The 24,140-nt window shown below is 72.3% G+C and carries 24 protein-coding genes; 8 read left to right on the top strand and 16 right to left on the bottom strand.

Going from position 1 to position 24,140, the window contains the following annotated elements:
• Positions 1-88: 88 nt before the first annotated feature.
• Positions 89-787, top strand: a complete 699-nt coding sequence (locus ACZ7LV_RS23990; RefSeq protein WP_401674459.1) for an O-methyltransferase — start codon at positions 89-91, stop codon at positions 785-787.
• Positions 788-944: 157 nt separating this feature from the next.
• Here ACZ7LV_RS23990 and ACZ7LV_RS23985 read toward each other — a convergent pair whose 3' ends face one another.
• Positions 945-1,112 carry a DUF3117 domain-containing protein gene (locus ACZ7LV_RS23985; RefSeq protein WP_003966491.1) on the bottom strand — a complete coding sequence of 56 codons (168 nt, stop codon included), beginning with the start codon at positions 1,110-1,112 and terminating at the stop codon, positions 945-947.
• 380 nt (positions 1,113-1,492) lie between these two features.
• Here ACZ7LV_RS23985 and chcB point away from each other — a divergent pair, with 380 nt between their 5' ends.
• Positions 1,493-2,296 carry a 2-cyclohexenylcarbonyl CoA isomerase gene (chcB, locus tag ACZ7LV_RS23980; protein WP_471942023.1) on the top strand — a complete coding sequence of 268 codons (804 nt, stop codon included), beginning with the start codon at positions 1,493-1,495 and terminating at the stop codon, positions 2,294-2,296.
• A 32-nt stretch (positions 2,297-2,328) separates the two neighbouring features.
• On the opposite strand, the gene ACZ7LV_RS23975 is transcribed toward chcB, so the two are convergent.
• Positions 2,329-2,916: a DNA-3-methyladenine glycosylase I gene (locus ACZ7LV_RS23975; protein WP_471942021.1), complete on the bottom strand. Its 588-nt coding sequence runs from the start codon at positions 2,914-2,916 to the stop codon at positions 2,329-2,331.
• Positions 2,913-3,266 carry a DivIVA domain-containing protein gene (locus ACZ7LV_RS23970; protein ID WP_401672919.1) on the bottom strand — a complete coding sequence of 118 codons (354 nt, stop codon included), beginning with the start codon at positions 3,264-3,266 and terminating at the stop codon, positions 2,913-2,915. Before ACZ7LV_RS23970 ends, ACZ7LV_RS23975 begins: the two co-directional genes overlap by 4 nt.
• 155 nt (positions 3,267-3,421) lie before the next feature.
• On the opposite strand from ACZ7LV_RS23970, the gene folP reads away from it, so the two are divergent.
• On the top strand, positions 3,422-4,282 hold the full coding sequence (folP, locus tag ACZ7LV_RS23965) for a dihydropteroate synthase (RefSeq protein WP_401672917.1): 861 nt from the start codon (positions 3,422-3,424) through the stop codon (positions 4,280-4,282).
• A gap of 173 nt (positions 4,283-4,455) precedes the next feature.
• Here the strand turns inward: folP and ACZ7LV_RS23960 are convergent, their stop codons facing one another.
• Positions 4,456-5,214 carry an LOG family protein gene (locus tag ACZ7LV_RS23960; protein WP_471942019.1) on the bottom strand — a complete coding sequence of 253 codons (759 nt, stop codon included), beginning with the start codon at positions 5,212-5,214 and terminating at the stop codon, positions 4,456-4,458.
• Positions 5,215-5,342: 128 nt separating this feature from the next.
• Complete coding sequence (dapE, locus tag ACZ7LV_RS23955; RefSeq protein ID WP_471942017.1) at positions 5,343-6,422, bottom strand: succinyl-diaminopimelate desuccinylase; 1,080 nt, start codon at positions 6,420-6,422, stop codon at positions 5,343-5,345.
• 83 nt (positions 6,423-6,505) lie between these two features.
• Between dapE and ACZ7LV_RS23950 the strand changes: the two genes are divergently transcribed.
• Together ACZ7LV_RS23950 and ACZ7LV_RS23945 are read left to right on the top strand one after the other, a co-directional pair.
• On the top strand, positions 6,506-7,474 hold the full coding sequence (locus ACZ7LV_RS23950; protein WP_471942015.1) for a VldE C-terminal domain-containing protein: 969 nt from the start codon (positions 6,506-6,508) through the stop codon (positions 7,472-7,474).
• 339 nt (positions 7,475-7,813) lie between these two features.
• Positions 7,814-8,260 carry an ATP-binding protein gene (locus ACZ7LV_RS23945; RefSeq protein WP_471942013.1) on the top strand — a complete coding sequence of 149 codons (447 nt, stop codon included), beginning with the start codon at positions 7,814-7,816 and terminating at the stop codon, positions 8,258-8,260.
• 55 nt (positions 8,261-8,315) lie between these two features.
• Here the strand turns inward: ACZ7LV_RS23945 and ACZ7LV_RS23940 are convergent, their stop codons facing one another.
• Together ACZ7LV_RS23940 and fdxA are read right to left on the bottom strand one after the other, a co-directional pair.
• Entirely contained in the window at positions 8,316-9,410 is a 1,095-nt protein-coding gene (locus ACZ7LV_RS23940) for a bifunctional succinyldiaminopimelate transaminase/glutamate-prephenate aminotransferase (protein ID WP_471942011.1), read from the bottom strand.
• A gap of 111 nt (positions 9,411-9,521) precedes the next feature.
• Positions 9,522-9,842 (bottom strand): ferredoxin, encoded by a 321-nt coding sequence (gene fdxA, locus ACZ7LV_RS23935; RefSeq protein WP_362249186.1) that lies wholly within the window; start codon positions 9,840-9,842, stop codon positions 9,522-9,524.
• A 140-nt stretch (positions 9,843-9,982) separates the two neighbouring features.
• Between fdxA and ACZ7LV_RS23930 the strand changes: the two genes are divergently transcribed.
• Both ACZ7LV_RS23930 and ACZ7LV_RS23925 read left to right on the top strand, forming a co-directional pair.
• The gene (locus ACZ7LV_RS23930) at positions 9,983-11,035 is read left to right on the top strand and encodes a GNAT family N-acetyltransferase (RefSeq protein WP_471942009.1); all 1,053 of its coding nucleotides are present in this window, start codon (positions 9,983-9,985) and stop codon (positions 11,033-11,035) included.
• A gap of 2 nt (positions 11,036-11,037) precedes the next feature.
• On the top strand, positions 11,038-11,901 hold the full coding sequence (locus ACZ7LV_RS23925; RefSeq protein WP_471942007.1) for a transglutaminase-like and tetratricopeptide repeat-containing protein: 864 nt from the start codon (positions 11,038-11,040) through the stop codon (positions 11,899-11,901).
• A 332-nt stretch (positions 11,902-12,233) separates the two neighbouring features.
• Here the strand turns inward: ACZ7LV_RS23925 and ACZ7LV_RS23920 are convergent, their stop codons facing one another.
• The 4 genes from ACZ7LV_RS23920 to ACZ7LV_RS23905 all read right to left on the bottom strand — a co-directional run bounded on the left by ACZ7LV_RS23920 (position 12,234) and on the right by ACZ7LV_RS23905 (position 16,053).
• On the bottom strand, positions 12,234-14,390 hold the full coding sequence (locus ACZ7LV_RS23920; RefSeq protein ID WP_471942005.1) for a hypothetical protein: 2,157 nt from the start codon (positions 14,388-14,390) through the stop codon (positions 12,234-12,236).
• Positions 14,391-14,549: 159 nt separating this feature from the next.
• Complete coding sequence (locus ACZ7LV_RS23915) at positions 14,550-14,960, bottom strand: DUF6113 family protein (RefSeq protein ID WP_471942004.1); 411 nt, start codon at positions 14,958-14,960, stop codon at positions 14,550-14,552.
• Positions 14,957-15,829: an N-acetyl-1-D-myo-inositol-2-amino-2-deoxy-alpha-D-glucopyranoside deacetylase gene (gene mshB, locus ACZ7LV_RS23910; protein WP_471942002.1), complete on the bottom strand. Its 873-nt coding sequence runs from the start codon at positions 15,827-15,829 to the stop codon at positions 14,957-14,959. Before mshB ends, ACZ7LV_RS23915 begins: the two co-directional genes overlap by 4 nt.
• A gap of 29 nt (positions 15,830-15,858) precedes the next feature.
• Positions 15,859-16,053 carry a hypothetical protein gene (locus ACZ7LV_RS23905; RefSeq protein WP_365455014.1) on the bottom strand — a complete coding sequence of 65 codons (195 nt, stop codon included), beginning with the start codon at positions 16,051-16,053 and terminating at the stop codon, positions 15,859-15,861.
• A gap of 177 nt (positions 16,054-16,230) precedes the next feature.
• Between ACZ7LV_RS23905 and ACZ7LV_RS23900 the strand changes: the two genes are divergently transcribed.
• The gene (locus ACZ7LV_RS23900) at positions 16,231-18,351 is read left to right on the top strand and encodes a S9 family peptidase (RefSeq protein WP_471942000.1); all 2,121 of its coding nucleotides are present in this window, start codon (positions 16,231-16,233) and stop codon (positions 18,349-18,351) included.
• Positions 18,352-18,469: 118 nt separating this feature from the next.
• Here the strand turns inward: ACZ7LV_RS23900 and ACZ7LV_RS23895 are convergent, their stop codons facing one another.
• The 5 genes from ACZ7LV_RS23895 to ACZ7LV_RS23875 are packed head-to-tail and all read right to left on the bottom strand — an operon-like array spanning position 18,470 to position 24,024.
• Positions 18,470-19,507, bottom strand: coding sequence for an ABC transporter ATP-binding protein (locus tag ACZ7LV_RS23895; RefSeq protein ID WP_401672887.1), 1,038 nt, complete (start codon positions 19,505-19,507; stop codon positions 18,470-18,472).
• Positions 19,488-20,474, bottom strand: coding sequence for an ABC transporter ATP-binding protein (locus tag ACZ7LV_RS23890; RefSeq protein WP_401672885.1), 987 nt, complete (start codon positions 20,472-20,474; stop codon positions 19,488-19,490). The genes ACZ7LV_RS23895 and ACZ7LV_RS23890 overlap by 20 nt, the downstream gene beginning before the upstream one ends.
• A 9-nt stretch (positions 20,475-20,483) precedes the next feature.
• A complete protein-coding gene (locus tag ACZ7LV_RS23885; protein WP_471941998.1) occupies positions 20,484-21,470 on the bottom strand; it encodes an ABC transporter permease in 987 nt (328 codons plus the stop codon).
• Positions 21,463-22,386, bottom strand: coding sequence for an ABC transporter permease (locus tag ACZ7LV_RS23880; RefSeq protein WP_471941996.1), 924 nt, complete (start codon positions 22,384-22,386; stop codon positions 21,463-21,465). The genes ACZ7LV_RS23885 and ACZ7LV_RS23880 overlap by 8 nt, the downstream gene beginning before the upstream one ends.
• Before the next feature lie 9 nt (positions 22,387-22,395).
• Complete coding sequence (locus ACZ7LV_RS23875) at positions 22,396-24,024, bottom strand: peptide ABC transporter substrate-binding protein (protein ID WP_471941994.1); 1,629 nt, start codon at positions 24,022-24,024, stop codon at positions 22,396-22,398.
• Positions 24,025-24,140: the final 116 nt, after the last annotated feature.

The raw sequence follows: 24,140 nt of genomic DNA, 5'->3' as shown, positions 1-24,140 counted from the left end.
CGTCAGCACTTGCTCGGCGCCCCGCTCGTCGTCGTGATCCAACCGTGTCCCCCGCCGTCGTCTCCCACCCCTCTAAACGCCCGGTCCCATCTGCGGGTTCCCGGCACCAACGGATACAGTCACGCCCAGGCAACCACGGGGACAGGAGAGGGTCATTACCGGCAACCGGCTGACGAGCTGGGCGTTCGCCGACGCCTTTGTCGCCGAGGACGACGCGCTGCACTGGGCCCGGGAACGCGCCCGGGACGCAGGGCTGCGCTCGGTGTCGCCCGGCACGGGCGCGGCCCTGCGGTTGCTGGCCGCGTCCGTGGACGCCAAGGCGGTCGCCGAGATCGGCACCGGTACCGGCGTCTCCGGGATCCACCTGCTGCACGGCATGCGCGCGGACGGCGTGCTGACCACGGTCGACCCCGAGCCGGAGCACCAGCAGTTCGCCCGGCAGGCCTTCCGCGCGTCCGGGTTCGCGAGCAACCGGGCCCGGTTCATCCCCGGCCGCGCCCTGGAGGTGCTGCCCCGGCTCGCGGACGCCGGATACGACCTCGTCTTCTGCGACGGTGACCGGCTGGAGGTGCTGGACTACCTCGCTGAATCGTTGCGCCTGCTGCGGCCGGGCGGCCTGGTGGTGTTCGAGGGCGTCTTCGCCAACGGGCGCACGGTGGACTCGGGTCCGCAGCCCACCGAGGTGCTGCGGCTGCGGGAGCTGCTGCGCGCGGTGCGCGAGAGCCAGGAACTCGTGCCGTCGCTGCTGCCGGTCGGCGACGGACTGCTGTGCGCGGTCAAGCGCTGACGCGGCCTGCTCTGCTCCCTTGCCCCTTTTCCGCCGGTGCGACGGCGCTCCGATGCCGCGAATTCAGGGAGCCTCGGGCCGGAGAAAGCCGGGAATGCAGCGGCCCCGGCACCGGATGCGGTGCCGGGGCGGCTGAAAGGGTATGGTCGCCTCCGGGTCAGCCCACGACCTTCTTGAGGGCGTCGCCGAGCGCGTCGGCCTCGTCCGGGGTCAGCTCGACGACGAGCCGACCGCCGCCTTCGAGCGGAACGCGCATGACGATGCCCCGCCCCTCCTTGGTCACCTCGAGCGGGCCGTCACCCGTCCGCGGCTTCATGGCCGCCATGCTCGTTCCCCTTCCTGAAAACCAGCTCATCGTCAAGGCCGACGGCGCCCGCTGATGGGCACGCGCGGTCCGTGAAACAAGACACGCGACACCGGCATCGAACACATTGCTTCCCAGCCATTATCCCGCATCTCACGACCCGATGACCAACATCGGTCGGCATCGCTTGGGCAACGCGCGCGAGCAAAACCACTCAATTCGGCGATGTGACTGCGATACTGCGCAGCCGCACGGACTTCCACCGACCGAAAACCGGGCTCAATTCTTTGACGCAGCTCACACGGACGCCCGGAGCCGTTGTCCGTGATCTCCGCCATGCTGTCCTCAGACGGGCGTACCGACCGGTACGCCCCGAGCCGCCGAACCGGAGGGGATACGCCATGGCCGACACCGTGCTCTACGAGGTGAACGACGGGCTGGCGACGATCACGCTGAACCGCCCCGAGGCGATGAACGCGCTGAACATCGAGACCAAGGTCGCGCTCCGGGACGCGGTACGGTCCGCGGCGGCCGACGACGCCGTGCGGGCGGTGCTGCTGACCGCGGCCGGCGACCGGGCGTTCTGCGTGGGCCAGGACCTCAAGGAGCACATCGGGCTGCTGGCCGAGGACCGGGAGGCGGGCGAGGGGCAGACCATGAGCACCGTCCGCGAGCACTACAACCCGATCGTCCGGGCCCTGACCGACATGGCGAAGCCCGTGGTCGCGGGCGTGAACGGGGTGGCCGCGGGAGCAGGCTTCGGCTTCGCGCTCGCCGCCGACCACCGGGTCGTGGCGGACACCGCGGCCTTCAACACCTCGTTCGCCGGCGTCGCGCTGACCGCCGACTCCGGCGTCTCCTGGACGCTGCCGCGCGTGGTCGGCCCCGGCCGCGCCACCGACCTGCTGCTCTTCCCGCGCAGCATCAAGGCGCAGGAGGCGTACGAGCTGGGCATCGCGAACCGGGTCGTGCCCGCGGCGCAGCTGCGCGCGGAGGCCGAGCAGGTGGCCCGCGCGCTCGCCGAGGGGCCGACGGTGGCGTACGCCGCGCTGAAGGAGGCCGTGGCCTACGGGTTCAGCCACTCCCTGGCCGAGACGCTGGAGAAGGAGGACGAGCTGCAGTCGCGGGCGGGTGCCTCGGAGGACCACCGGATCGCCGTGCAGGCGTTCGTGAACAAGGAGAAGCCGAAGTACCTGGGGCGCTGAGCCGCTCCGTCCGCTCAGCACGCTCAGCACGCTCAGCCGGCGCGGCGTGCGGCGCAGTCCGCCAGGTGGTCGTCGACCAGACCGCACGCCTGCATCAGCGCGTACGCCGTCGTCGGTCCCACGAACCGCAGGCCCCGCTTCTTCAGTGCCTTGGACAGGGCCGTCGACTCCGGGGTGACCGCGGGGACGTCGGCGAGGGTCTTGGGGACCGGGCGGGTGTCCGGATCGGGGGCGTGCGACCAGATGAGGTCGTCCAGCTCACCGGGCTCCCAGCCGGCCAGCGCCCGGGCGTTGGCCAGGGTGGCGTCGATCTTCGCGCGGTTGCGGATGATGCCCGCGTCGGCGAGGAGGCGCTCACGGTCGTCGTCCGTGAAGGTGGCGACGGCGGCGATCCTGAAGTCGGCGAAGGCGGCGCGGAAGCCGGGGCGGCGGCGCAGGATCGTGATCCAGGACAGGCCGGACTGGAAGGCCTCCAGGGAGAGCCGCTCGAACAGCGCGTCGTCGCCGTGGACCGGGCGGCCCCACTCCTCGTCGTGGTACGCCACGTAGTCCGGCGTGGACAGGGCCCAGGGGCAGCGCCGGGCGCCGTCCGGGCCGGCCACGGTGGCTCCGTCGGTCATCGCGGGCCCTCTTCCCGGCCGGGCTTGTCCATCGGGATGCGGGCCGCCGCCTGGGCGCCGGCCAGGGCGGACTCCAGGTCGGCGATCCGGGCGTCCCGCTCCGCGAGCTCGGCGGCGACGCGGTTCAGGGCGTCGTCGACGTCGGCCATGCGGTAGCCGCGGGCGGCCAGGGGGAAGCGCAGGGCGTCGATGTCCGTGCGGCCCACCGGTCGGTCCAGGGGCAGTGGGTCCTGCAGCCGCTCGGGCGCCGCCTCGGGGAGCGGGCCGTGCTCGCCGCCGCCGACCACCGCGAGGGTCACCGCGGCGACCACGACGGCGAGGGCGACGACCAGGAACAAGAACATAACCATCGCTGAGGTCCCCACGCGGAGTGTGGCGGCGCACCTGTCGCGTACGCCGGCATCGGATGTGTCAGGGTCCGATCGTGCCATGCGAGTCCGACAGTTAGGGTCACAGGCGGTCGCACAGGACCGGGACCAGGACGAACGAGGAGAGGTCACACGGGATGCTCAGGCTGGGCAGGCGGGAGTTCGACCCGCGCGAGCCGGTGATCATGGCGATCGTCAACCGGACCCCGGACTCCTTCTACGACCAGGGGGCCACGTTCCGCGACGAGCCGGCGCTCGCCCGGGTGGAGCAGGCGGTGGCCGAGGGAGCCGCGATCATCGACATCGGCGGGGTCAAGGCGGGGCCCGGCGAGGAGGTGACCGCGCAGGAGGAGGCGCGGCGCACGGTCGGCTTCGTGGCGGAGGTGCGGCGGCGCTTCCCGGACGTGATCATCAGCGTGGACACCTGGCGGCATGACGTCGGCGAGGCCGTGTGCGAGGCCGGGGCGGATCTGCTGAACGACGCGTGGGGCGGGGTGGACCCGAGGCTCGCGGAGGTCGCCGCGCGGTACCGGGTGGGGCTGGTGTGCACGCATGCCGGTGGGGCGGAGCCGCGTACGCGGCCGCACCGGGTGACGTACGACGACGTCATGGCGGACATCCTGCGGGTGACGCTCGGGCTGGCCGAGCGGGCGGTCTCGCTGGGGGTCCCCCGGGAGTCCGTGATGATCGATCCCGGGCACGACTTCGGGAAGAACACGCGGCACAGCCTGGAGGCGACGCGGCGGCTGGGCGAGATGGTCGAGACCGGCTGGCCGGTGCTGGTGTCGCTGTCCAACAAGGACTTCGTCGGGGAGAGCCTGGACCGGCCGGTCAAGGAGCGGGTGATCGGGACGCTGGCCACGACGGCGGTCTCCGCGTGGCTGGGGGCGCAGGTGTACCGGGTGCACGAGGTGGGGGAGACCCGGCAGGTGCTGGAGATGGTGTCGGCGATCGGGGGGTGGGGAGGGCCTGCCGTGGCTCGGCGGGGGTTGGCCTGAGGCGCCCCCCTCCGGGGCTCCGCCCCGGACCCGGACCTCGCCCACCCACCGCCCGACTCGGTCGGGCAGGAAGCGGGCCTCTCCGGGGCTCCGCCCCGGACCCCGCCGGGGAATCCGTCCCCTGGACCCCTGGGACCTGGCAAGGCTCCGCCCCCGCACCCCGGGACGGGTGGCTAGCGGCCCGCCTCCTTCGACACCAGGGCCACCGCCTCGTCCACGTCGTCGGTGACGTGGAAGAGCTGGAGGTCCTTCGCCGCGGCCTTGCCCTGGGCGATCACGGTGTGGCGGAGCCAGTCGACGAGGCCGCCCCAGTAGTCGGTGCCGAAGAGCACGATGGGGAAGCGGGTGACCTTCTGGGTCTGGACCAGGGTCAGGGCCTCGAAGAGCTCGTCCAGGGTGCCCAGGCCGCCGGGGAGGACCACGAAGCCCTGTGCGTACTTCACGAACATCATCTTGCGGACGAAGAAGTAGCGGAAGTTGAGGCCGATGTCGACATAGGGGTTGAGACCCTGCTCGAAGGGCAGCTCGATGCCGAGGCCCACCGAGATGCCGCCCGCCTCGCTGGCGCCCTTGTTGGCCGCCTCCATCGCCCCGGGGCCGCCGCCGGTGATGACCGCGAAACCCGCCTCCACCAGGCCCCGGCCCAGGCGGACGCCGACCTCGTACTCGGAGGACTCCACGGGCGTGCGGGCGGAGCCGAACACGCTGATCGCGGGCGGGAGTTCGGCGAGCGTGCCGAAGCCCTCGATGAACTCCGACTGGATGCGCAGGACGCGCCACGGGTCGGTGTGGACCCAGTCCGAGGGTCCTCCGGCGTCCAGCAGCCGCTGGTCCGTCGTGCTCGGCGTGACCTGGTTGCGCCGCCGCAGGACCGGTCCGAGCCGCTGCTCCTCCGGCGGCTGCCGCTTTCCCTCAGGGTTGCCGGTGGCCATGTGCGCTCCCTCCGCTTGCGGGGTGTTTCCACCTCAGCGTAGATCCACGGCGGTGACAGAGGGGGGACATGTGCATGTCCGCAACGCAGCGCCCACGAGGAAACCCTCCGGCGGACGTCCCGCCCTCCTCACTCCGTGAGCCAGGCCCGCAGCCGCTCCTCGCCGGCGAGGATCTTCGCCGTCTCCACCCGCTCGTCCCGCTTGTGCGCCAAGTGCGGGTTGCCGGGGCCGTAGTTGACCGCCGGGACGCCGAGGGCGCTGAAGCGGGAGACGTCCGTCCAGCCGTACTTGGGCTGCGGGGTGCCGCCGACGGCCTCGATGAAGGCCGCCGCGGCCGGGTGCGACAGTCCGGGGAGAGCAGCTCCGCTGTGGTCGTCCACGACGAACTCGCTGACGCCGCAGTCCGCGAACACCTCGCGGACGTGTGCGACGGCCTCCTCCTCGGTGCGGTCCGGCGCGTAGCGGAAGTTGACCGTCACCACGCACGCGTCGGGGATGACGTTGCCGGCCACACCGCCGGAGATGCCGACCGCGTTCAGCCCCTCGCGGTACTCCAGTCCGTCGATCACCGGGTGACGGGGCTCGTAGGAGGCGAGCCGGGCGAGGATCGGGGCGGCCGCGTGGATCGCGTTGGAGCCCATCCAGCCGCGCGCCGAGTGCGCCCGCTCGCCCCTGGTCCGCAGCAGGACCCGCAGGGTGCCCTGGCAGCCGCCCTCGACCTGGCCGTCGGACGGCTCCAGGAGCACCGCGAAGTCACCCTCCAGCCACTCGGGGTGCGCCTCGGCGATGTGCTTGAGGCCGTTGAGGTCGGCGGCGACCTCCTCGTTGTCGTAGAAGACGAACGTCAGGTCGCGGTTCGGGTCCTGGACCGTCGCCGCGATGCGCAACTGGACCGCGACACCCGCCTTCATGTCGCAGGTGCCGCAGCCCCACAGCACCCCGTTCTCGTCCAGCCGGGACGGCACGTTGCCGGCGATCGGCACCGTGTCGATGTGCCCGGCGAGGATGACGCGCTGGGACCGGCCCAGGTCCGTGCGGGCGACGACGTTGTTGCCGTACCGCTCGACGGCGAGGTGCGGCAGGTCCCGCAGCGCGTTCTCGATCGCGTCCGCGAGGGGCTTCTCGCTGCCGCTCTCCGACGGGAAGTCGACGAGCTGGGCGGTGAGCCGGGCGGCGTCCAGGGCGAGGTCAAGGGGGGAGTCGGCCATGGGTCGACCCTAGCGCTCCCCTGCCTCGGAGGACTTTCCCCGCTTGCCTCCTGCCACTCCGTACTCTCCAGTACCTTGTACGCGTGCCAGAGCCGTCACCTCATCTTCAGCGCCGTGGCCGCCTTCTCCGAGTGGGGGCGGCCTTCGTCGTCCTGCTCGCGGTCGCGGGCTATCTCGCGGTGCAGTACGTCACGGGAGGCGCCGGCGGCCCGGGGTGCAAGGTCGTCTCCGCCGAAGGCGACGGGGAGACGTACGAGTTCACCCCCGAGCAGGCCGTCAACGCCGCGACCGTCACCGCCGTCGCCACCGCGCGTGGGCTGCCCGAACGGGCCGTCACGATCGCCCTCGCGACCGCGCTGCAGGAGTCCGCGCTGCGCAACATCGACCACGGCGACCGTGACTCGCTCGGCCTGTTCCAGCAGCGGCCCTCGCAGGGCTGGGGCACGCAGGAGCAGATCATGGACCCGATCTACGCCGCGGGCATGTTCTACGACCATCTGGTCGACGTGCCCGGCTACACCCGGCTGCCCCTCACCGTCGCCGCGCAGCGCGTGCAGCGCAGCGGCTTCCCGCAGGCGTACGCCAAGCACGAGCCGGACGCCACCCTGCTCGCCGCCGCCCTCACGGGGCGCGCGGCAGCCACGCTGACCTGCGAGGGACGGCCCGGCGCCACCCCGACGGCCGGGCCGGACGCGGTGCGTTCCGCGCTGGTGCGGGACTTCGGGCGGGACGCGGTCCAGCAGGCCGGCGCCGAGGTGGGCGCCCGTACGGCCACCCCCACGCCGACCCTCGCCCCCGAGACCAGCGGGCGCACGGTGACGGTGCCGGTCGCCGAGGGCACCGACGGGCGCGGGACGCGGGAGCGGGGCTGGCAGTACGCCCACTGGGCCGTGGCCAACGCCTCCTCGCTGCACATCGAGCGGGTCTCGTACGCCGGGCGGGAGTGGGTCGCGGGACACACCGACAGCCGGTGGCGCGCCACCGAGGACGCGAAGAACACGGACGGGGCCCGGGACACCGCCGACACCGTCCGCATCGTCACTGCACGGTAGTGCGAGGGATCATCCTCACGGGTTACGTACGCCACCTCGGGGCAGCCGGGTGCTCAGGTTTTCGCAGCCTCACCCCCGCATGCGCCAAAACCCTTGGGAACGCGGAGCCGTAAGGATTCGGCGGACTTTCGGACCGGGTGTTCTTTGCCCGTTTTTATCCGCAGCCGATAATGCGACGCATTGCCAACTCTTTACGTTGGCACGCCGCAACCTTCGCGGGCTTCGAGCGGTAGTCACTGCGTCCGAGCCCGGGGCACGAGGACGCGACCGACGACGTCGCGGAGTCAACTCCCGGGAACGGCAGGACACTTCACCGTCATCTCCCGTCGAAGGAGCATCATGTCCCTCCCCCTGACCCGTCGGATCGCCCGTGCCGCGCTGCTTGTCGCAGCGGGAGCGGCTGCCGGGGTCGGTGCGGCCGGCTCCGCCAGCGCGGCCCCCGAGCTGCCCGCCACCGGCAACCTCGGCGGACTGACCGCCCTGGACGCGGCGAACGTCGGCAACACCGTCGACAGCACGGCGCAGAACGTCACCGGTGCCGCCGGCGACACCGGCGGCAAGGCCGTCAAGAAGGCCGTGCCCGCCGCGGGCAAGACCGGTGGCCAGGTCGCGAAGAAGGCCACGCCCGCGGTGCAGAAGGCCGCGGGTGACGCCGCCGGTGCCGCCGGGGCGGTCCTGGGCGACGCCGCGGCCGGCGCGACCAAGGGCGGGCTGCCGACGGACGGGCTGACCAAGGGCGGGCTGCCGGTGCAGACGCTGCCCACCAAGGGGCTGCCGCTCGGCTGAGTGCCGGACGCTGCGCGAAGGGGTCCAGGGACGTCCCTGGGCCCCTTCGCCGTGCTCAGGCGAGGCGCTTGACCGCCGCCGCGACCCGCTCGTCCGAGGCCGTCAGGGCCACGCGGACGAAGTGCTCGCCCGCCCGGCCGTAGAAGTCGCCCGGCGCGACCAGGATGCCCAGGTCCCCGAGATGGGCCACGGTGGTCCAGCAGGACTCGTCCCGGGTCGCCCACAGGTAGAGGCTGGCCTCGCTGTGCTCGATGCGGAAGCCGTGGCCCAGCAGGGCCTCGCGCAGCGCCGCGCGGCGGGCCGCGTAACGGTCGCGCTGCTCGCGGACGTGGACGTCGTCGCCCAGCGCCGCCACCACGGCCGCCTGCGTCGGCGCGGACGTCATCATGCCGCCGTGCTTGCGGATCTCCAGCAGCGGGCCGAGGACCGCCGGGTCGCCCGCGAGGAACGCGGCGCGGTAGCCCGCGAGGTTGGAGCGCTTGGACAGCGAGTGCACCGCGACGATGCCCTCGTAGGAGCCGCCGTTGACGTCGGGGTGGAGGACCGAGACCGGGTCGGCCTCCCAGCCGAGTTCGACGTAGCACTCGTCGGAGAAAACAAGGACGCCGTGCTCGCGGGCCCAGGCGACGATCCGGGTCAGCTCCTGCTGCGACAGCACCTTGCCCGTCGGGTTGGAGGGCGAGTTCAGCCAGAGGAGCTTCAGTCCCTCCGGGTCCAGGTCCGTCGGGTCGTCGTAGACCTCGTGCTCCGCGCGGGCCAGACGCGCGCCGACCTCGTACGTCGGGTACGCGAGGCGCGGGTGGGCGACCCGGTCGCCGGGGCCGAGGCCCAGCTGGGTCGGGAGCCACGCGACGAGTTCCTTGGAGCCCACGATCGGCAGGACGTGGTGGTGGGTGACGTCCTGAGCGCCGAGGCGGCGGCGCAGCCAGCCGGTGATCGCGTCCCGCAGCTCGGGCGTGCCCCAGACGGTCGGGTAGCCCGGCGAGTCGGCGGCGGCGACTAGCGCCCGCTGGACCAGCTCGGGGACCGGGTCGACGGGGGTGCCGACGGAGAGGTCGACGATGCCGTCCGGGTGCGCGGCGGCCGTCTCCTTGTACGGCGCGAGCTTGTCCCAGGGAAAGGTGGGCAGGCGGTCGGAGACTGCGGACACGGTTGTCTGGCTCTCTTTCTGGTGCGGCAAACGCCTCGGTCCCGTGCGGCCGCGATCGGGGTGATCGGGCCGTACGGGACCGAGGCGGCGCCGTTCGGGTCGCCTAAGATGTCACTCGGCCTGCGGCGGCAGCGCGGCGACGAAGGGGTGGTCCCGCTCGATCAGGCCCAGCTTGCTCGCGCCACCGGGCGAGCCGAGCTCGTCGAAGAACTCGACGTTCGCCTTGTAGTAGTCCTTCCACTCCTCCGGAGTGTCGTCCTCGTAGAAGATCGCCTCGACCGGGCAGACCGGCTCACATGCCCCACAGTCGACGCATTCGTCCGGGTGGATGTACAAGGACCGTGAGCCCTCGTAGATGCAGTCGACCGGGCACTCCTCGATGCACGCCTTGTCCTTGACGTCGACACAAGGCTGCGCGATGACGTAGGTCACGCTGTCGTTCCTCCTCGATAGGGCGCCGGCGGGCCTCCTCAGGCTCCGCCGCCTGGCGCGCGGGAGCGCGGCGTCGTCGATGCCCGCCCCTAGTATCTCCGTTCTTGGGCATGATCCGAACAGGAGGGGTGAACCTACCTGTGGAAATATCGGCGGCTGGACGCCTTGAGGTCCGTATCACCACAGCTGACGTGGGCAAACGAGTCTCCGTACGGCGGTTGGGGGACCCTGGTGTCGCGGAGCAGAAATTCACCGACACGGTGGGCGTTCTCACATCCTGGGACGACGGTGTGCTCGTGATCACACGACGGGACGGCGAGATCGTCCGGATCAAGGAGTCCGCGCTGGTCGCGGGGAAGGTGGTCCCGGCCGCGCCGGCCCGCCGCCGCGGTCCCGCCGCCTCCTACGAGGAGCTGGCCCGGGTCGCCGCGCGGGGCTGGCGGCCGCTGGAGAGCGAGCGGCTCGGCGGGTGGGAGCTGCGCGCGGCGGTCGAGGAGGTGTCGCGCGAAGCGCGTCCGTGGGAGGCGGCGGCCGGGCGACGGGCGGGCTTCACCCGGCGTGCCAACTCGGTGCTGCCGCTCGGGGAGCCGGGCGTGTCGCTCGACGAGGCGCTGGATGCCGTACGGCGCTGGTACGGCGTACGCGGCCTGCCCGCGTATCTCCAGACCGCGACCGGAGCCGAGGGCACGCAGGAACTGCTGTGCGCGGAGCTCGAGCGGCGCGGGTGGGTGCGGGAGGTGTCCGCGGAGGTGTGGATCGGCTCCCTCGCGCCGCTCGCCGACCGGGCCGAGGGTGCCGGGGTGGTGCTGTCCCGGGAGGCGGACGCCGGGTGGCTGGCGCGGTATCAGCGCAAAGGGGTGAGCGAGGTGGCGCTGCGCGTGCTAGGGAGCGGTCCTTCGGTGTGGTTCGCGAGCGTTCCCGGTGAGGGTGGGACACCCGCCGCGATCGGGCGCTGCGTCGTCGACGGGCGGTGGGCCGGATTCGCCGCCGTCGAGGTGGATCCCGCGCTACGGCGACGGGGGCTGGCGAGCGAGGTGATGGCGGCACTGGCCCGGCGCGCGCTGGAGGAGGGCGCGTCGGCGGCGTGGCTCCAGGTCGAGACGGACAATGCCGGTGCACGGTCGTTGTACGCCGGGCTGGGCTTCGGCGCGCATCACACGTACCACCACTACCGGGAGCCGGAGGGCCGATAGCCATGCGTCCACCCTTCCCGCCACCGCCGGAGCGGACCGCGGACCTGCGCCGGCGGTTCGCCGAGGAGGCGCGGGCCGAGCGGCCCGACCTGGCGACGCTGTGCCTGCTCGTGGGGGCCCAGGCAGACCGGGAACTGGACGAGGCCGGCATCGACGCCGCGCAGGTGGAGCTGGACCGGCTGGCCGGGATGCTGCCGTTCCGGCCGGGCGGGGCGCGTGCCTGGGCCACGGCGGTGCGGGACCTGCTCGGGGAGCGGTGCGGGTTCCGTGGCTCCGCCGCGGACTACCAGCGGCTGGAGTCGTCGCTGCTGCACGCCGTGCTGACGCGGCGGCGGGGGCTGCCGATCCTGCTGTCGGTGGTGTGGCTGGAGGTGGCCCGGCGGGCGGGCGCTCCGGTGTACGGCGTGGCGCTGCCCGGGCACTTCGTGGTCGGGTTCGGCGGGGCGCCGGGTCAGGCCGGGGAACAGGTGCTGGCCGATCCGTTCGACGGGGGGCGGGTGCTCAGCGGGAACGACACGGAGTTGCTGGTGGTGGGGGCCACCGGGGCGCCGCTGGATCCCTCGATGCTGGTGCCCGCGGATCCGCTGGACGTGGTGGTGCGGATCCTGAACAACATCCGGGCGTGGGCCGCGGCGCGGGCCGAGCGGTCGGACGTGGCGCTGTGGGCGGTGGAGCTGTCGTTGCTGCTGCCCTCGCATCCGGCGCGGCTGCGGTACGAGCGGGCGCAGGTGCTGGTGCGGCGCGGGGAGTTCGAGGACGGGGCCGCGGAGTTGGACGCGTACGCGGAGGTGGTGGAGGCCGTGGACGAGGGGGCTGCGGAGAAGGTGCGCGGCGAGGCTCGGGCGGCGCGGGCGCTTCTCAATTAGCGCGGGTGCGCGGGTTTCTTGGTCGGCGGTGCGGTGTGGGGGGCTGGTCGCCGTGGGCGGGTGCGGGTGGGTGGGGGCTGAGCGCGCAGTTCCTCGCGCCCCTGAGGGCGCTGCCCCTGGCGGCGTCGGCAGGTCGGCGTCGGGTGCGTGGGGGCTGGGCGCGCAGTTCCCCGCGCCCCTGAGGGGCGGTGCGGCCAGCCGCGTCGGCGGGTCGGCGTGGGGAACGGAGGCCGTGGGCGCGTGCGGGTGGGTGGGGGCTGGGCGCGCAGTTCCCCGCGCCCCTCAGGGGGCGCTTGCGGGGAGGGCACCCGGGGGTGGGTGCCCTCCGGGGGTCAGCTTGGGTTGGTTTCGATTGTTGCTACTCGGTTGGTCGTGCTCTTCAGGGCCGGGCGCAGGGCGCCGATCACGTCCTGGACGGTGACCGGGGTCTTCTGTCCGGTGCCCCGCGTGATGAGGACGCCGTCGAAGGTCGAACCGTAGAGCTCCTTCAGGGCCGCCTCGTCATAGGTGTCGACGAGCTTGCCGTCGACCGCCTGGACGCGGAGGAACTTCCACAGGGACTTCTCGGGGCTGAAGGCGATCGAGTGGGCCGGGTCGGTCTGGACGGTGACTATGGCGGACATCGCCGGTTCGGCGAACTCCTTCATCATCCGGTCGACCTCGGCGTCGGGCACCGTCGGCTGCTTCGCGGTGGTCGGGACCTGGACCGGCGTGGCCGCCCCGGTCTCCACCTGGCTGCGGTAGGCCTGCTCGACGGCCTCGGTGGCCTGGTCGACGGCGATGCCCTTGCCGGCCTTGCCGTAGACGGCGACGGCCTTGCCGGACTCGAACTTGACGGTGCCGTCGCCGGCGCTGCCCGCGGCGCCCGCCGCGGTCTCCAGGGCGGAGTGCAGCTTCTCCTCGTCGACCGGCATGACCGGCTCGACGACGCGCTCCTGACCGAAGAGCGAGCCGATCACGGAGACCGGGTTGTAGTCGCTGGTCGCGGCGGCGTCGACCGTGGCGTCGGTGTCGAACTGGAGCCCCGACTGGTCCGGCCTGAGGGAGAGGGTCTCGCCGTCGACGGACAGCTTCACCGGGGTGTCGACGCGGTCGCCGAGGGCCTGGTCGAGCTTCTTGACGGCGTCGTCGCGGGTGCCGCCGCCGATGTCCACGCCGAGCACGGTGGTGCCCTTGGGCACGTCGGAGTGGTTCATCAGCAGACCGGCGCCGTAGGCGACGCCGGCGACGGCGATGACACCGCCGCTGAGCAGCACCAGCTTGTTGCGGCCCTTCTTTTTCTTCTTGGGCGCGGCCGGGGCAGGGGTCTGCCGGGCCGGCTCGGGCCGCTTCGGCGGGGTGTGCGCCGCCGGCCCGTCGGCGGGGGCGCCCGGCCCGAACGGCGTGCTCCGGTCGGCGGGCGGCACGACGGGGATGCCGCTGGTGAGGGTGTCCCCGGAGACGTTGTCCACAGGCACGCCGAACGGGCTGCCGGGCGGCGGTTCGGGGGCCGGCGGCTGCGGGGTGAGGATCGCGGTGTCGTCACTCAGGGCGCCGCCGGGGCCGGGGCGCGGGGCGCCGCCGGGGCCGCTCGGCAGGGCGAGGGGGCTGGTGCCGGTGACGGGGCCACCGGTGGGGCCCGTGGGGGCCTGCGGGCCGGCCGGGCCGCCGTAGCCGCCACGGCCGTTCGGAGCGGGCCGGCCGTCGGGGACGGGGCCCTGACCGCCGTACGGGCTCTGCGCGCCGTAGGGGTCCTGGCCGCCCTGCCCGCCGTTCTGTCCGGGTTCGTTGAAGTACGGCAGGTCGTCGCGGCGCGGTTCGCCGGGCCGCGAGCCGTGGGCGCCCGCCGCGAGGGCCTCGGTGACGTCGAAGGAGCCCGTGCCGCCGCCGTGACCGGGGGCCACGGGGCCGCCGGTGGCGCCCTGGAGGCCACCGCCCTGGGTGCCGCCGGGGCGGGAGCCGCCCTGCATGTTCATGGAGCCGACGACACCGCCGGGGCGCGCGGCACCCGGAGCCGCGGGGGCGGCGGGAGCGGCCGGGGCGGCCGAACCCGTGGGCGTGCCCGCCCCGTTGGTGGCGCCACCGCCCTGACCGGGCTTGCCCTGGCCGGACTTGCGCGGCGCGAACCAGTCGCTGGTCTTCTCCTCGGCGGGCTGGGGCCGTTGCTGCTCGGCCGTGGCCTCGGCGGCGCCCGGGGACGGGGCAGCGCCCGGCGCCGGGGCCTGCGCGTCGCCGCCGTCGGCGTTCCCGGCGCTGTCGGCGTTCTCCGCGTCGGCGACGGGCTTGCGCACGACGACCGGCGGAATGGGCCGTGAACCGGGGATGTTGATCCGGATCCGGGTCGTCAGCGTGGTCTCGGTCTTGCGCTCCTCGGTCCCTGCGCCCGAACGGCCCCTGTCCGCACCGTTGTCGGAAACCGTGGGGGTGCCGTAGGGCGGCGTGCCCGAGGGGTATGCGGTACCCCCGTGCCCGTTGGGCCCGGAGGACGGACTGTCAGTTTCACGACTCAAGGCAGGTTCTCCCGGTTGGCTCCACCGCCGGTTCCGACCTCATATACGCGGGCAGCGCGGCGGCGGCTCCACCATACTGGCCACTTCGCGCGGGTATCCCGCGACCGCTGGGGAAACCCACACCGGACTCGCACGAGCCCGGGACGGCGAATTGGTACGTCATTCGCCAAGTCGGACGGACCGGCCACCCGCGCGCGGCGCCGGAACGAGGGTGGCGCAGATCACAGCCACGGCCATGCCGCCGAGCAGGTAGGCGTAGGAGCCGACGCCCGCGGCGAAGAGGAAGTCCCCTTCGGGACGGCTGGCGGTGAGCAGGATGACGGAGAGCATCCAGCCGGCCGCGCCCGCCACGGCTCCGGCCCGCCCCCCGGTCAGCCACGCGCCGCCGACGAACGCCCCGGCCGCGCCCACGAGCGCCAGCAGCAGCCCGCCCGGGAACCAGGCGGCCTGCACCAGTGATCCGGCGGCTCCGACCACCAGGCCGAGCAGGAACAGGCCGAGGTAGGCCGCGAACCGCCCGGCGGAGGGGCCTCGCAGCGGCTGGGCGAGCGTCGGGTGCCGGTCGCTCACGACGCCACCTCGATCCCGGCGAACAGGTCCGTCTCGCGTCCCGAGGGGCCTTCGCCGCGCGCCGGCCCGCCCCGCGCCAACTCGTAGTACTCCGTGCCGAACAGCGGCTGGGCGAGCTGGTTGGACAGCGCGAAGTACGGCTCCGCGACCTCGATCTGCGTGACGTGCGCGGCCATCGCGGCGGCCTTGGCGGCGGCGTACGCGGTGCCGTCGATCTCGGTGGTGATCCGCTCGTCCTCGACCACGCCGGGCACGTCGTCCGCCACCGCGCTCCGGGTGAAGGCGAGGCCGGGCAGGGCGTCCTGGAGGCGGTCGAAGGCGTCCTCGGCGATGGTGCGCGGGACGCGGTTCCAGTAGATCTTGGCGATGCCCAGGCCGGCCTCGTCGGCGAGGTCGGCGGCGCGCATGGCGATGCGGTGGGCCTGGATGTGGTCGGGGTGGCCGTAGCCGCCGTTCGGGTCGTAGGTGACGAGCACCTGGGGCCGTACCTCGCGGATCACCTCGACGAGCCGGGCGGCGGCCTCGTCGACGTCCGCCTGCCACAGGCAGCCGGGGTCGTCGTTGTCGGGCAGGCCCATCATCCCGGAGTCCCGGTACCGGCCCGCCGCGCCGAGCTGACGGAAGTCCTCGACGCCGAGTTCCCGCATGGCCGCGGTGAGCTCGCCCAGGCGGTGCTCGCCGAGGGCGGCGCCGCTCAGATGCGCGAGCTCGGGCGGGATGACCTCGCCGCGTTCACCGAGGGTGCAGGTGACCAGGGTCACCTGCGCACCCTCGGCCGCGTACCGGGCCATGGTCGCGCCGTTGTTGATCGACTCGTCGTCCGGGTGCGCGTGCACCAGCAGCAGACGCCGGGAGGGCCGTTCCGTCATGGACCCACCCTACGAGCAGTCCGGGCCGCTCAGAACTTGATGCCGCCGATCATGCCCGCGATGTTCGTGGTCAGCTCGCTGATCGTGGGCGCCACGGTGGACGACGCGAGATAGAAGCCCAGCAGCATGCAGACCACCGCATGTCCTGCCTTCAGCCCCGACTTCTTGATCAGCAGGAAGACGATGATCGCCAGCAGCACCACCGCCGAAATCGAGAGTGCCACGGCGGCTCACCTCCAAGAACCGGGGATGTGGGGACAAACAGTGCGAGGAAACATGTAAATCCATACAGCGGCCAGCAGGTTCATACCCACGCAGCGCTAGTGATCATAACTATCCGTACGCGCGCATCGAATGGCGCACGGCCGCACAAGGGGGCGCATGGCCAATATGGTCGGGGCATGACCACCGAGCCTGACTCCTTCCCCCGACGGCACGCCCGCACCCAGCGGTTCACGCTCGGCGCGCCGCGTTCGTTCACCGTGGCTCCCGACGGTTCCCGTGTCGTCTTCCTGCGCTCGCACGCGGGCACGGACCGGGCGAACGCCCTGTGGGTGCTCGACCTGGCGGACTCCGCCGAGCGCCTGGCGGCCGACCCGCGCGCCCTGCTGGGCGGGTCCGCCGAGCACCTCTCGCCCGAGGAACGGGCGCGCCGCGAGCGCAGCCGTGAGGGCGGCGCCGGCATCGTCGGCTACGCCACCGACACGGCCGTGGAGTTGGCCTCTTTCACCTTGTCAGGGCGGCTCTTTACGGCCGAACTGCGGGCCGGTACGGCGCGTGAACTCACCGTCCCCACCCCGGTGATCGACCCGCGCCCCTCCCCCGACGGGCGGCACGTCGCGTACGTCGCGCAGGGCGCGCTGCGGGTGATCGGCGCCGAGGGCGAGGGCGACCGGGCGCTCGCGGAGCCGGACGGGGAGTCGGTTTCCTACGGTCTGGCCGAGTTCATCGCGGCGGAGGAAATGGGGCGTTCGCGTGGTTTCTGGTGGGCGCCGGAGTCGGACCGGCTGCTGGTGGCGCGGGTGGACGACACGCCGGTGCGGCGGTGGTGGATCTCCGATCCGTCCCAGCCCGAACGTGATCCACAACACGTCCCCTATCCGGCCGCCGGGACGGAGAACGCGGAGGTCCGGCTGTTCGTGCTCGACCTGGACGGGGCGCGCACCGAGGTGGTCTGGGACCGGGCGCGGTATCCGTATCTGGCGCGAGTGCACTGGTCAGCGGCGGGCGCACCGCTGATCCTGGTGCAGGCGCGTGACCAGCGCAGCCAGTTGTTCCTGGCGGTGGATCCGGACACGGGTGCGACCCGGATGGTGCACGCCGACGAAGATCCGATTTGGCTTGATCTTTTCCCCGGAGTGCCGTGCTGGTCCCCCTCGGGGCAGCTGGTGCGGATCGCCGACGAGGGCGGCGCGCGGGTCCTCGCTGTGGGCGAACGCCCTTTGACAGGACCGCAGTTGCACCTGCGCGCGGTGCTCGACGTGACGGCCGACGACGTGCTCGTGTCGGCCTCCGCCGGGGCGGAGGCGGCTGGTCCGGAGACCGGTGAGGTGCACGTCTACCGGGTCAACGAGCTGGGGGTAGAGCGTCTGTCGCAGGAGCCGGGTGTGCACTCGGCGGTGCGCGCCGGGGACGTGACCGTGCTCGTGTCGGCGACGCCGGAACGGCCGGGCACGACGGTGCGGGTGCTGCGCGCGGGCACGCAGGTGGCGACCGTCCCGTCGTACGCCGAGGATCCCGGTATGTCCCCGCGCGTGACCCTCACCTCAGGGGGCGCACAAGGGATTCCGTGCGCCGTGCTTATGCCGCAGGACTACCGAGGAGACACTTCCCTTCCGGTCCTCCTCGACCCCTACGGGGGCCCGCACGGCCCTCGCGTGGTCGCCGCGCACAACGCGTACCTGACCTCGCAGTGGTTCGCGGACCAGGGGTTCGCGGTGGTCGTCGCCGACGGGCGCGGCACGCCCGGCCGCTCCCCCGCCTGGGAGAAGGCGGTCCGGGACGACTTCACCGTCTCCCTCGACGACCAGATCGAGGCGCTCCAGGACCTCGCGAAGACCTACCCTCTGGACCTCACCCGGGTCGCCGTCCGCGGGTGGTCCTTCGGCGGCTGGCTGGCCGCCCTCGCCGTGCTGCGCAGGCCGGATGTGTTCCACGCGGGCATCGCCGGGGCCCCGGTGACGGACTGGCGGCTCTACGACACGCACTACACGGAGCGCTACCTGGGCCATCCGGCCGCGTCCCCGCAGGCGTACGCGAAGAACTCCCTGGTCACCGACGACGGACTGGCCTCGGCGGCGGAGCCGCACCGCCCGCTGATGATCGTGCACGGCCTGGCCGACGACAACGTGGTGGTCGCGCACGCCCTGCGGCTGTCGTCCGCCCTGCTCGCCGCCGGCCGCCCGCACGAGGTGCTCCCGCTGTCCGGCGTGACCCACATGACGCCGCAGGAACAGGTCGCCGAGAACCTGCTGCTGCTTCAGGTGGACTTCCTGAAGCGGTCGCTGGGCCTGCCTCGCTGAACGGCAACGGGCCGGGGGACATGGCGCCCCCGGCCCGTTCACGGCACCCGCACGGCCGTACGTCTCAGAGAGTGGCGGGTCCTTATATCGCCACCGGGTCCGCGGGGTTGCCTGTGTGTTACCGCGTCTCCCCCGGTGCGACGACCTGCTTCTCCTCCGCGAAGAGACAGGCCGAGGGATGCGCGGCCGGGCCGCCGGCCGAGCGGTACCCGGCGGGAACCTCCAGCGCCGGGACCTCCAGGGCACAGCGTTCGCGCGCCTTGAAGCAGCGGGTGCGGAACCGGCAGCCGGACGGGATGTTCGTCGGGGAGGGCACGTCACCGGCGAGGATGATCCGCTCACGGTGCTCCCGGGCCTCGGGGTCGGGCACGGGGACGGCGGAGAGCAGCGCCTGCGTGTAGGGGTGCGTGGGGTGGTCGTAGATCTCGGCGTCCCGGCCGGTCTCCACGATCCGTCCGAGGTACATCACCGCGACCCGGTCCGAGATGTGCCGCACGATGGACAGGTCGTGCGCGATGAACACGTACGACAGGTCGAACTCGGCCTGGAGGCGCTCCATCAGGTTGATGACCTGCGCCTGCACCGACACGTCGAGGGCGGAGACGGGTTCGTCGGCGACGATGACCTCCGGGCGCAGCGCCAGCCCGCGGGCGATGCCGATGCGCTGGCGCTGGCCGCCGGAGAACTGGTGCGGATAGCGGTTGACGTACTCCGGGTTCAGTCCGACGACCTCCAGCAGCTCCTGCACCCGTCCGCGCCGGTCGCCCTTCGGGGCCACCTCGGGGTGGATCTCGTAGGGCTCGCCGATGATGTCGCCCACCGTCATCCGGGGGTTGAGCGAGGTGTACGGGTCCTGGAACACCATCTGGATGTTGCGCCGGACGGCCTTCAGCGCCTTGCCGGACAGTCCGGTGATGTCCTCGCCCTTGTACCGGATCACCCCGGCGGTCGGCCGCTCCAGGTTCACCAGCATCTTCGCGACCGTCGACTTGCCGCAGCCGGACTCCCCCACGATGCCGAGGGTCTCGCCCCGGTCGAGCGTGAAGTCGACGCCGTCGACGGCCTTCACCGAGCCGATCTGCCGGTGCCGAAGGATGCCCCGGGTGAGCGGGTAGTGCTTGACGAGCCCGCTGACCTCAAGAATCGGATCGGTCATCGAGGCACTCCCTCCAGAAGTGGCAGGCGCTGCCCCGCTCCCCGGACACCTCGTACAGCGGCGGCACGTCCGTCAGGCACACGTCCCGGGCCATCGGGCAGCGCGGGTGGAAGGCACAGCCCGGCGGGATGTCCAGGAGGCTGGGCGGCAGCCCCTTGACGGCGTGCAGCTCCCGGCCCTTGCGGTCCAGGCGCGGGATGGAGTCGAGCAGGCCGCGCGTGTACGGGTGGGCGGGCGCCTTGTAGATGTCGTGCACGGGTGCCGACTCCACGATCCGGCCCGCGTACATCACGGCGATCCGGTCGGCGACGTCGGCGACCACGCCCAGGTCGTGGGTGATCAGGATCAGGCCCATGTCCAGCTCGCGCCGCAACTCGGCGAGCAGCTCCATGACCTGGGCCTGGACCGTGACGTCGAGCGCGGTGGTGGGCTCGTCGGCGATGATCAGGGCCGGCTCCAGGGCGAGCGCCATGGCGATCATGATGCGCTGGCGCATCCCGCCGGAGAACTGGTGCGGGTACTGCCGCACCCGCTCCCTGGCCCCCGGGATGCGCACCCGGTCCATGAGCTCGACGGCCTCGGCCCGCGCGGCCTTCCTGGACATGCCCCGGTGCACGACGAACATCTCGCCGAGTTGGTCGCCCACCGTCAGCACGGGGTTGAGCGAGGACAGCGCGTCCTGGAAGATCATCGCCATCCCGGCGCCGCGCACCTTGCGCCGCTCCTCCTCCTTCAGCCGGAGCAGGTCCCTGCCCTGGAAGAGGACCTCGCCGCCGGTGATCCGTCCGGGGGGCGTGTCGAGGATGCCCATCACGGCCTGCGCGGTGACGGACTTGCCCGAGCCGGACTCCCCCAGCACCGCGAGCGTCTCGCCCGCGTCCACGTGGTAGGTGACGCCGTTGACGGCCTTGGCGACCCCGTCCCGGGTCCGGAACTCCACGTGCAGGTCACGTACGTCGAGCAGCATCCGGGCACCTCACCTCAGCTTGGGGTCGAGGGCGTCGCGCACCGCGTCGCCGAGCATGATGAACGCCAGCACGGTCACCGCGAGCGCCCCGGAGGGCCACAGCAGGGCGTGCGGGGCGTTGCGGATGTAGGGCGAGGCGGCGGAGATGTCGATGCCCCAGGAGACGCTCGGCGGCTTCAGGCCGACGCCCAGGTACGACAGGGTCGCCTCCAGCGAGATGTAGGTGCCGAGCGCGATCGTCGCCACGACGATGACCGGTGCCACGGCATTGGGCGCGATGTGCCGCAGCAGCAGCCGGGAGGGGGAGGCGCCGAGGGAGCGGGCGGCCTGGACGTAGTCGTGCTGCCGGGCGGTGATGACCGCGCCGCGGGCGATCCGGGAGATCTGCGGCCAGCCGAGCAGCACCATGAACCCGATGACCGGCCAGATGGTGTTGCTGGTGACCACCGACAGCAGCACGAGTCCGCCGAGGACGACCGGGATCGCGAAGAAGATGTCGGTGATCCGGGACAGGATCGAGTCGCCGACACCGCCGAAGAAGCCGGCGAGGCCGCCGAGGACGCTGCCGAGGAGCGCGACCCCGAGCGTGGCGCAGACGCCCACCGCGACGGACGTACGGGCGCCGTAGACCGTGCGCGTGTAGACGTTGCAGCCCTGTCCGTCGTATCCGAAGGGGGCGCCGGGCTGGGAGCCCTCCTGGGCCTTGGCGAGGTCGCAGCGCAGCGGGCTGCCGGAGGCGATCGCGGACGGCCACAGGGAGATGAAGACCAGGAAGAGGATCACCAGGGCCGAGACGAGGAAGACCGGGTTGCGGCGCAGGTCGTGCCAGGCGTCGGACCACAGGGAGCGCGGCCTGCCGGACGGGCCGCCGGCGTCCGGTCCGCCGGGCGGGCGCTCCAGCGTCCGGGCCTCGCTGGTGGCGAGGTCCATCGCGCCGCCCATGCCGGTGCCGGCGACGGCGCCCCTGGGCGCGCCGGTTTCCTGGGCGTCAGACATAGCGGATCCTCGGGTCGAGTACGGCGTACAGGAGGTCGACGAGGAGGTTGGCGAGCAGGAAGACGAGGACGAGGACGGTCACGAAGCCGACCACGGTCTGGGTGTTCTGGCGGAGGATGCCCTGGTAGAGCTGGTAGCCGACGCCGTGGATGTTGAAGATGCGCTCGGTGACGATGGCGCCGCCCATCAGGGCGCCGATGTCGGTGCCGATGAAGGTGACGACGGGGATCAGGGAGTTGCGCAGCAGATGCCGGGTGACCACCCGGTGCCGGGGCAGGCCCTTGGCGACGGCGGTGCGCACGTAGTCGGAGCGGCGGTTCTCCGCGATGGAGGTGCGGGTCAGGCGGGTGACGTACGCCAGCGAGACCGAGGCGAGGACCAGGCCGGGCAGCAGCAGTTCCGCGAAGGGGGCCTCGGGGGACACCGACGGCGGGATCCAGCCCCACTCGACGCCGAGCAGGAGCTGGAGGAGCAGGCCGGTGACGAAGGTGGGGACGGAGATGACCACCAGCGTGGCCAGCAGGACTCCGGTGTCGACGGGCCGGCCGCGGCGCAGGCCGGTGACCACGCCCAGGGTGATCCCGATGACGATCTCGAAGAGGATCGCGACGACGGTCAGCCGGATGGTGACCGGGAAGGCGCTGCCCATCAGCTCGGTGACCGGCTGCCCGTTGAAGGCGGTGCCGAAGTCGCCGGTGAAGAGGTTGCCCATGTAGGTCAGGTACTGCTGCCAGACCGGCTTGTCGAGGCCGAACTCCTTCCTGAGCTGCGCGGCCGTCGCCTGGTCGCACTCCCGCTCCCCGCACAGGCCGGCGATGGGGTCGCCCATCACGTTGACCATCAGGAAGATCAGCAGCGTGGCCCCGACGAAGACCGGGATCATCTGCAGCAGCCGCCGGACGACGTACCGTCCCATGGCGCCGCCTCAGCTGACCTTGATCTCGTCGTAGACCGGGACGGAGAACGGGTTGAGCTTCACGTCGGACAGCCGCTGCGAGTAGCCGGCGCTGCCGTTCTGGTACCAGAGCGGGATGGCGGCCATGCTGTCCCGGACGACCTCCTCGGCCTGCTGGAAGGTCCGCACGGCAGCGGCTGCGTCGGTCTCGGAGTTGGCCCGGTCGACCAGCTCGTCGAACTTCTCGTCGGACCACTTGCCGTCGTTGGAGGAGGCGTCGGTGTAGTAGAGCGGCTGGAGGAAGTTCTGGATCAGCGGGTAGTCCATCTGCCAGCCGGCGCGGAAGGGGCCCGTCATCTTCTTGTCGGTGATCCGGCCCCGGAAGTCGGCGAAGGTGCCGACCGGGTCGGTGACGCAGGCGCGGTCGTTGTCGAGGGCGTTGTTGATGGAGTTGCAGACGGCGTCCACCCACTGCTTGTGCGAGCCGGTGTCCGCGTTGACCGTGATCTTCACCTGGCCGCCGGGCAGTCCGCCGCCCTCCTCGATCAGCTTCCTCGCCGCGGCCGGGTCGTACTCGCACCACTCGCCGCACAGGCCCGGTTTGTAGCCGCCGTCCTCGCCCAGCACCGGTGAGGTCCAGTCGGTGGCCGGGGTGCGGGTGCCGGCGAAGATGGTCTTGGTGATCTGCTCCCGGTCGATCGCCCGGGACAGGCCCTTGCGGACCTTGTCCATGCCGGGCTTGTCCCAGTTCTTGTCGTAGTACGGGAAGGCGAGGGTCTGCAGGATGCCGGCCGGGGTGTTGAGGTAGCGGTCGCCGAGGTCTGTGCGCACGTTCTTCAGCTGGGCGGCGGGCACGTCGTCGACGAGGTCCAGGTTCCCGGCCATCAGGTCGGTGTAGGCGGTGTTGTTGTCGGTGTAGACCTTGAGGTCGACGCCGCCGTTCCGCGCCTTGTCCGGGCCCGGGTAGCCCTCCCAGGTGCGCAACGACATCTGGGCGCCCTTGGTGTACGAGTCGACGGCGTAGGGGCCGTTGCCGACGGGCCTGCTCAGCCAGGCCGCGTGGTCGTCGAAGAAGGCGCGGGGCAGCGGGGCGAAGGCGGCGTAGCCGAGGGTGTCGGGGAAGCTGGAGAACTTCTGGCTGAGCCGTACGGTGAAGGTGCGGTCGCCGGTGACCCGCAGGCCGGAGAGGGTGTCGGCGCTCTGTGTGCCGCCGCCGTCCGGGTGCACCTTGTCGTAGCCGTCGATGTAGCTGAAGAAGTAGGCGTTGCGCTGGTTGTTCCTGAGGCTCGCGCCGTAGTTCCAGGCGTCGACGAAGGAGCGGGCGGTGACCTTCTCGCCGTTGCTGAAGGTCCAGCCGTCCTTGACGGTGACGGTGAAGTTCTGGGAGTCGCTCGTCGTGATGGACTCGGCGAGCATGTCCTCGGCCTTGCCGCTCACCGGGTCGTACCGCTTCAGTCCGCGGAAGATCATGTCGAGGACCTTGCCGCCCTGCACCTCGTTGGTGTTGGCGGGCTCCAGCGGGTTCTGCGGGTCGCCCCAGGAGGAGCTGAGCACCGCGCCCCCGTCGCCGCTGCCGCCGCCGCCCCCGCCGCAGCCGGCGCCCAGCAGCGCGAACGCCGCCGCACACGCGGCCCATCGGGCGTGCCGTGCTCCACGCATGGGGTGCCTCCTCGGGATCCGCCGCCAGCGCCGGGACGCTGACCCGTTGTCGACCACTGCTCTGACCCGCTATCAGCCAATATCGACGCATACGGTAGGCACCGCACACGGGGACG

Source organism: Streptomyces sp. NPDC107562, assembly GCF_055657325.1.
The sequence above is the reverse complement of the archived record's forward strand: the minus strand, read 5'-3'. Positions and strand labels throughout refer to the sequence as shown.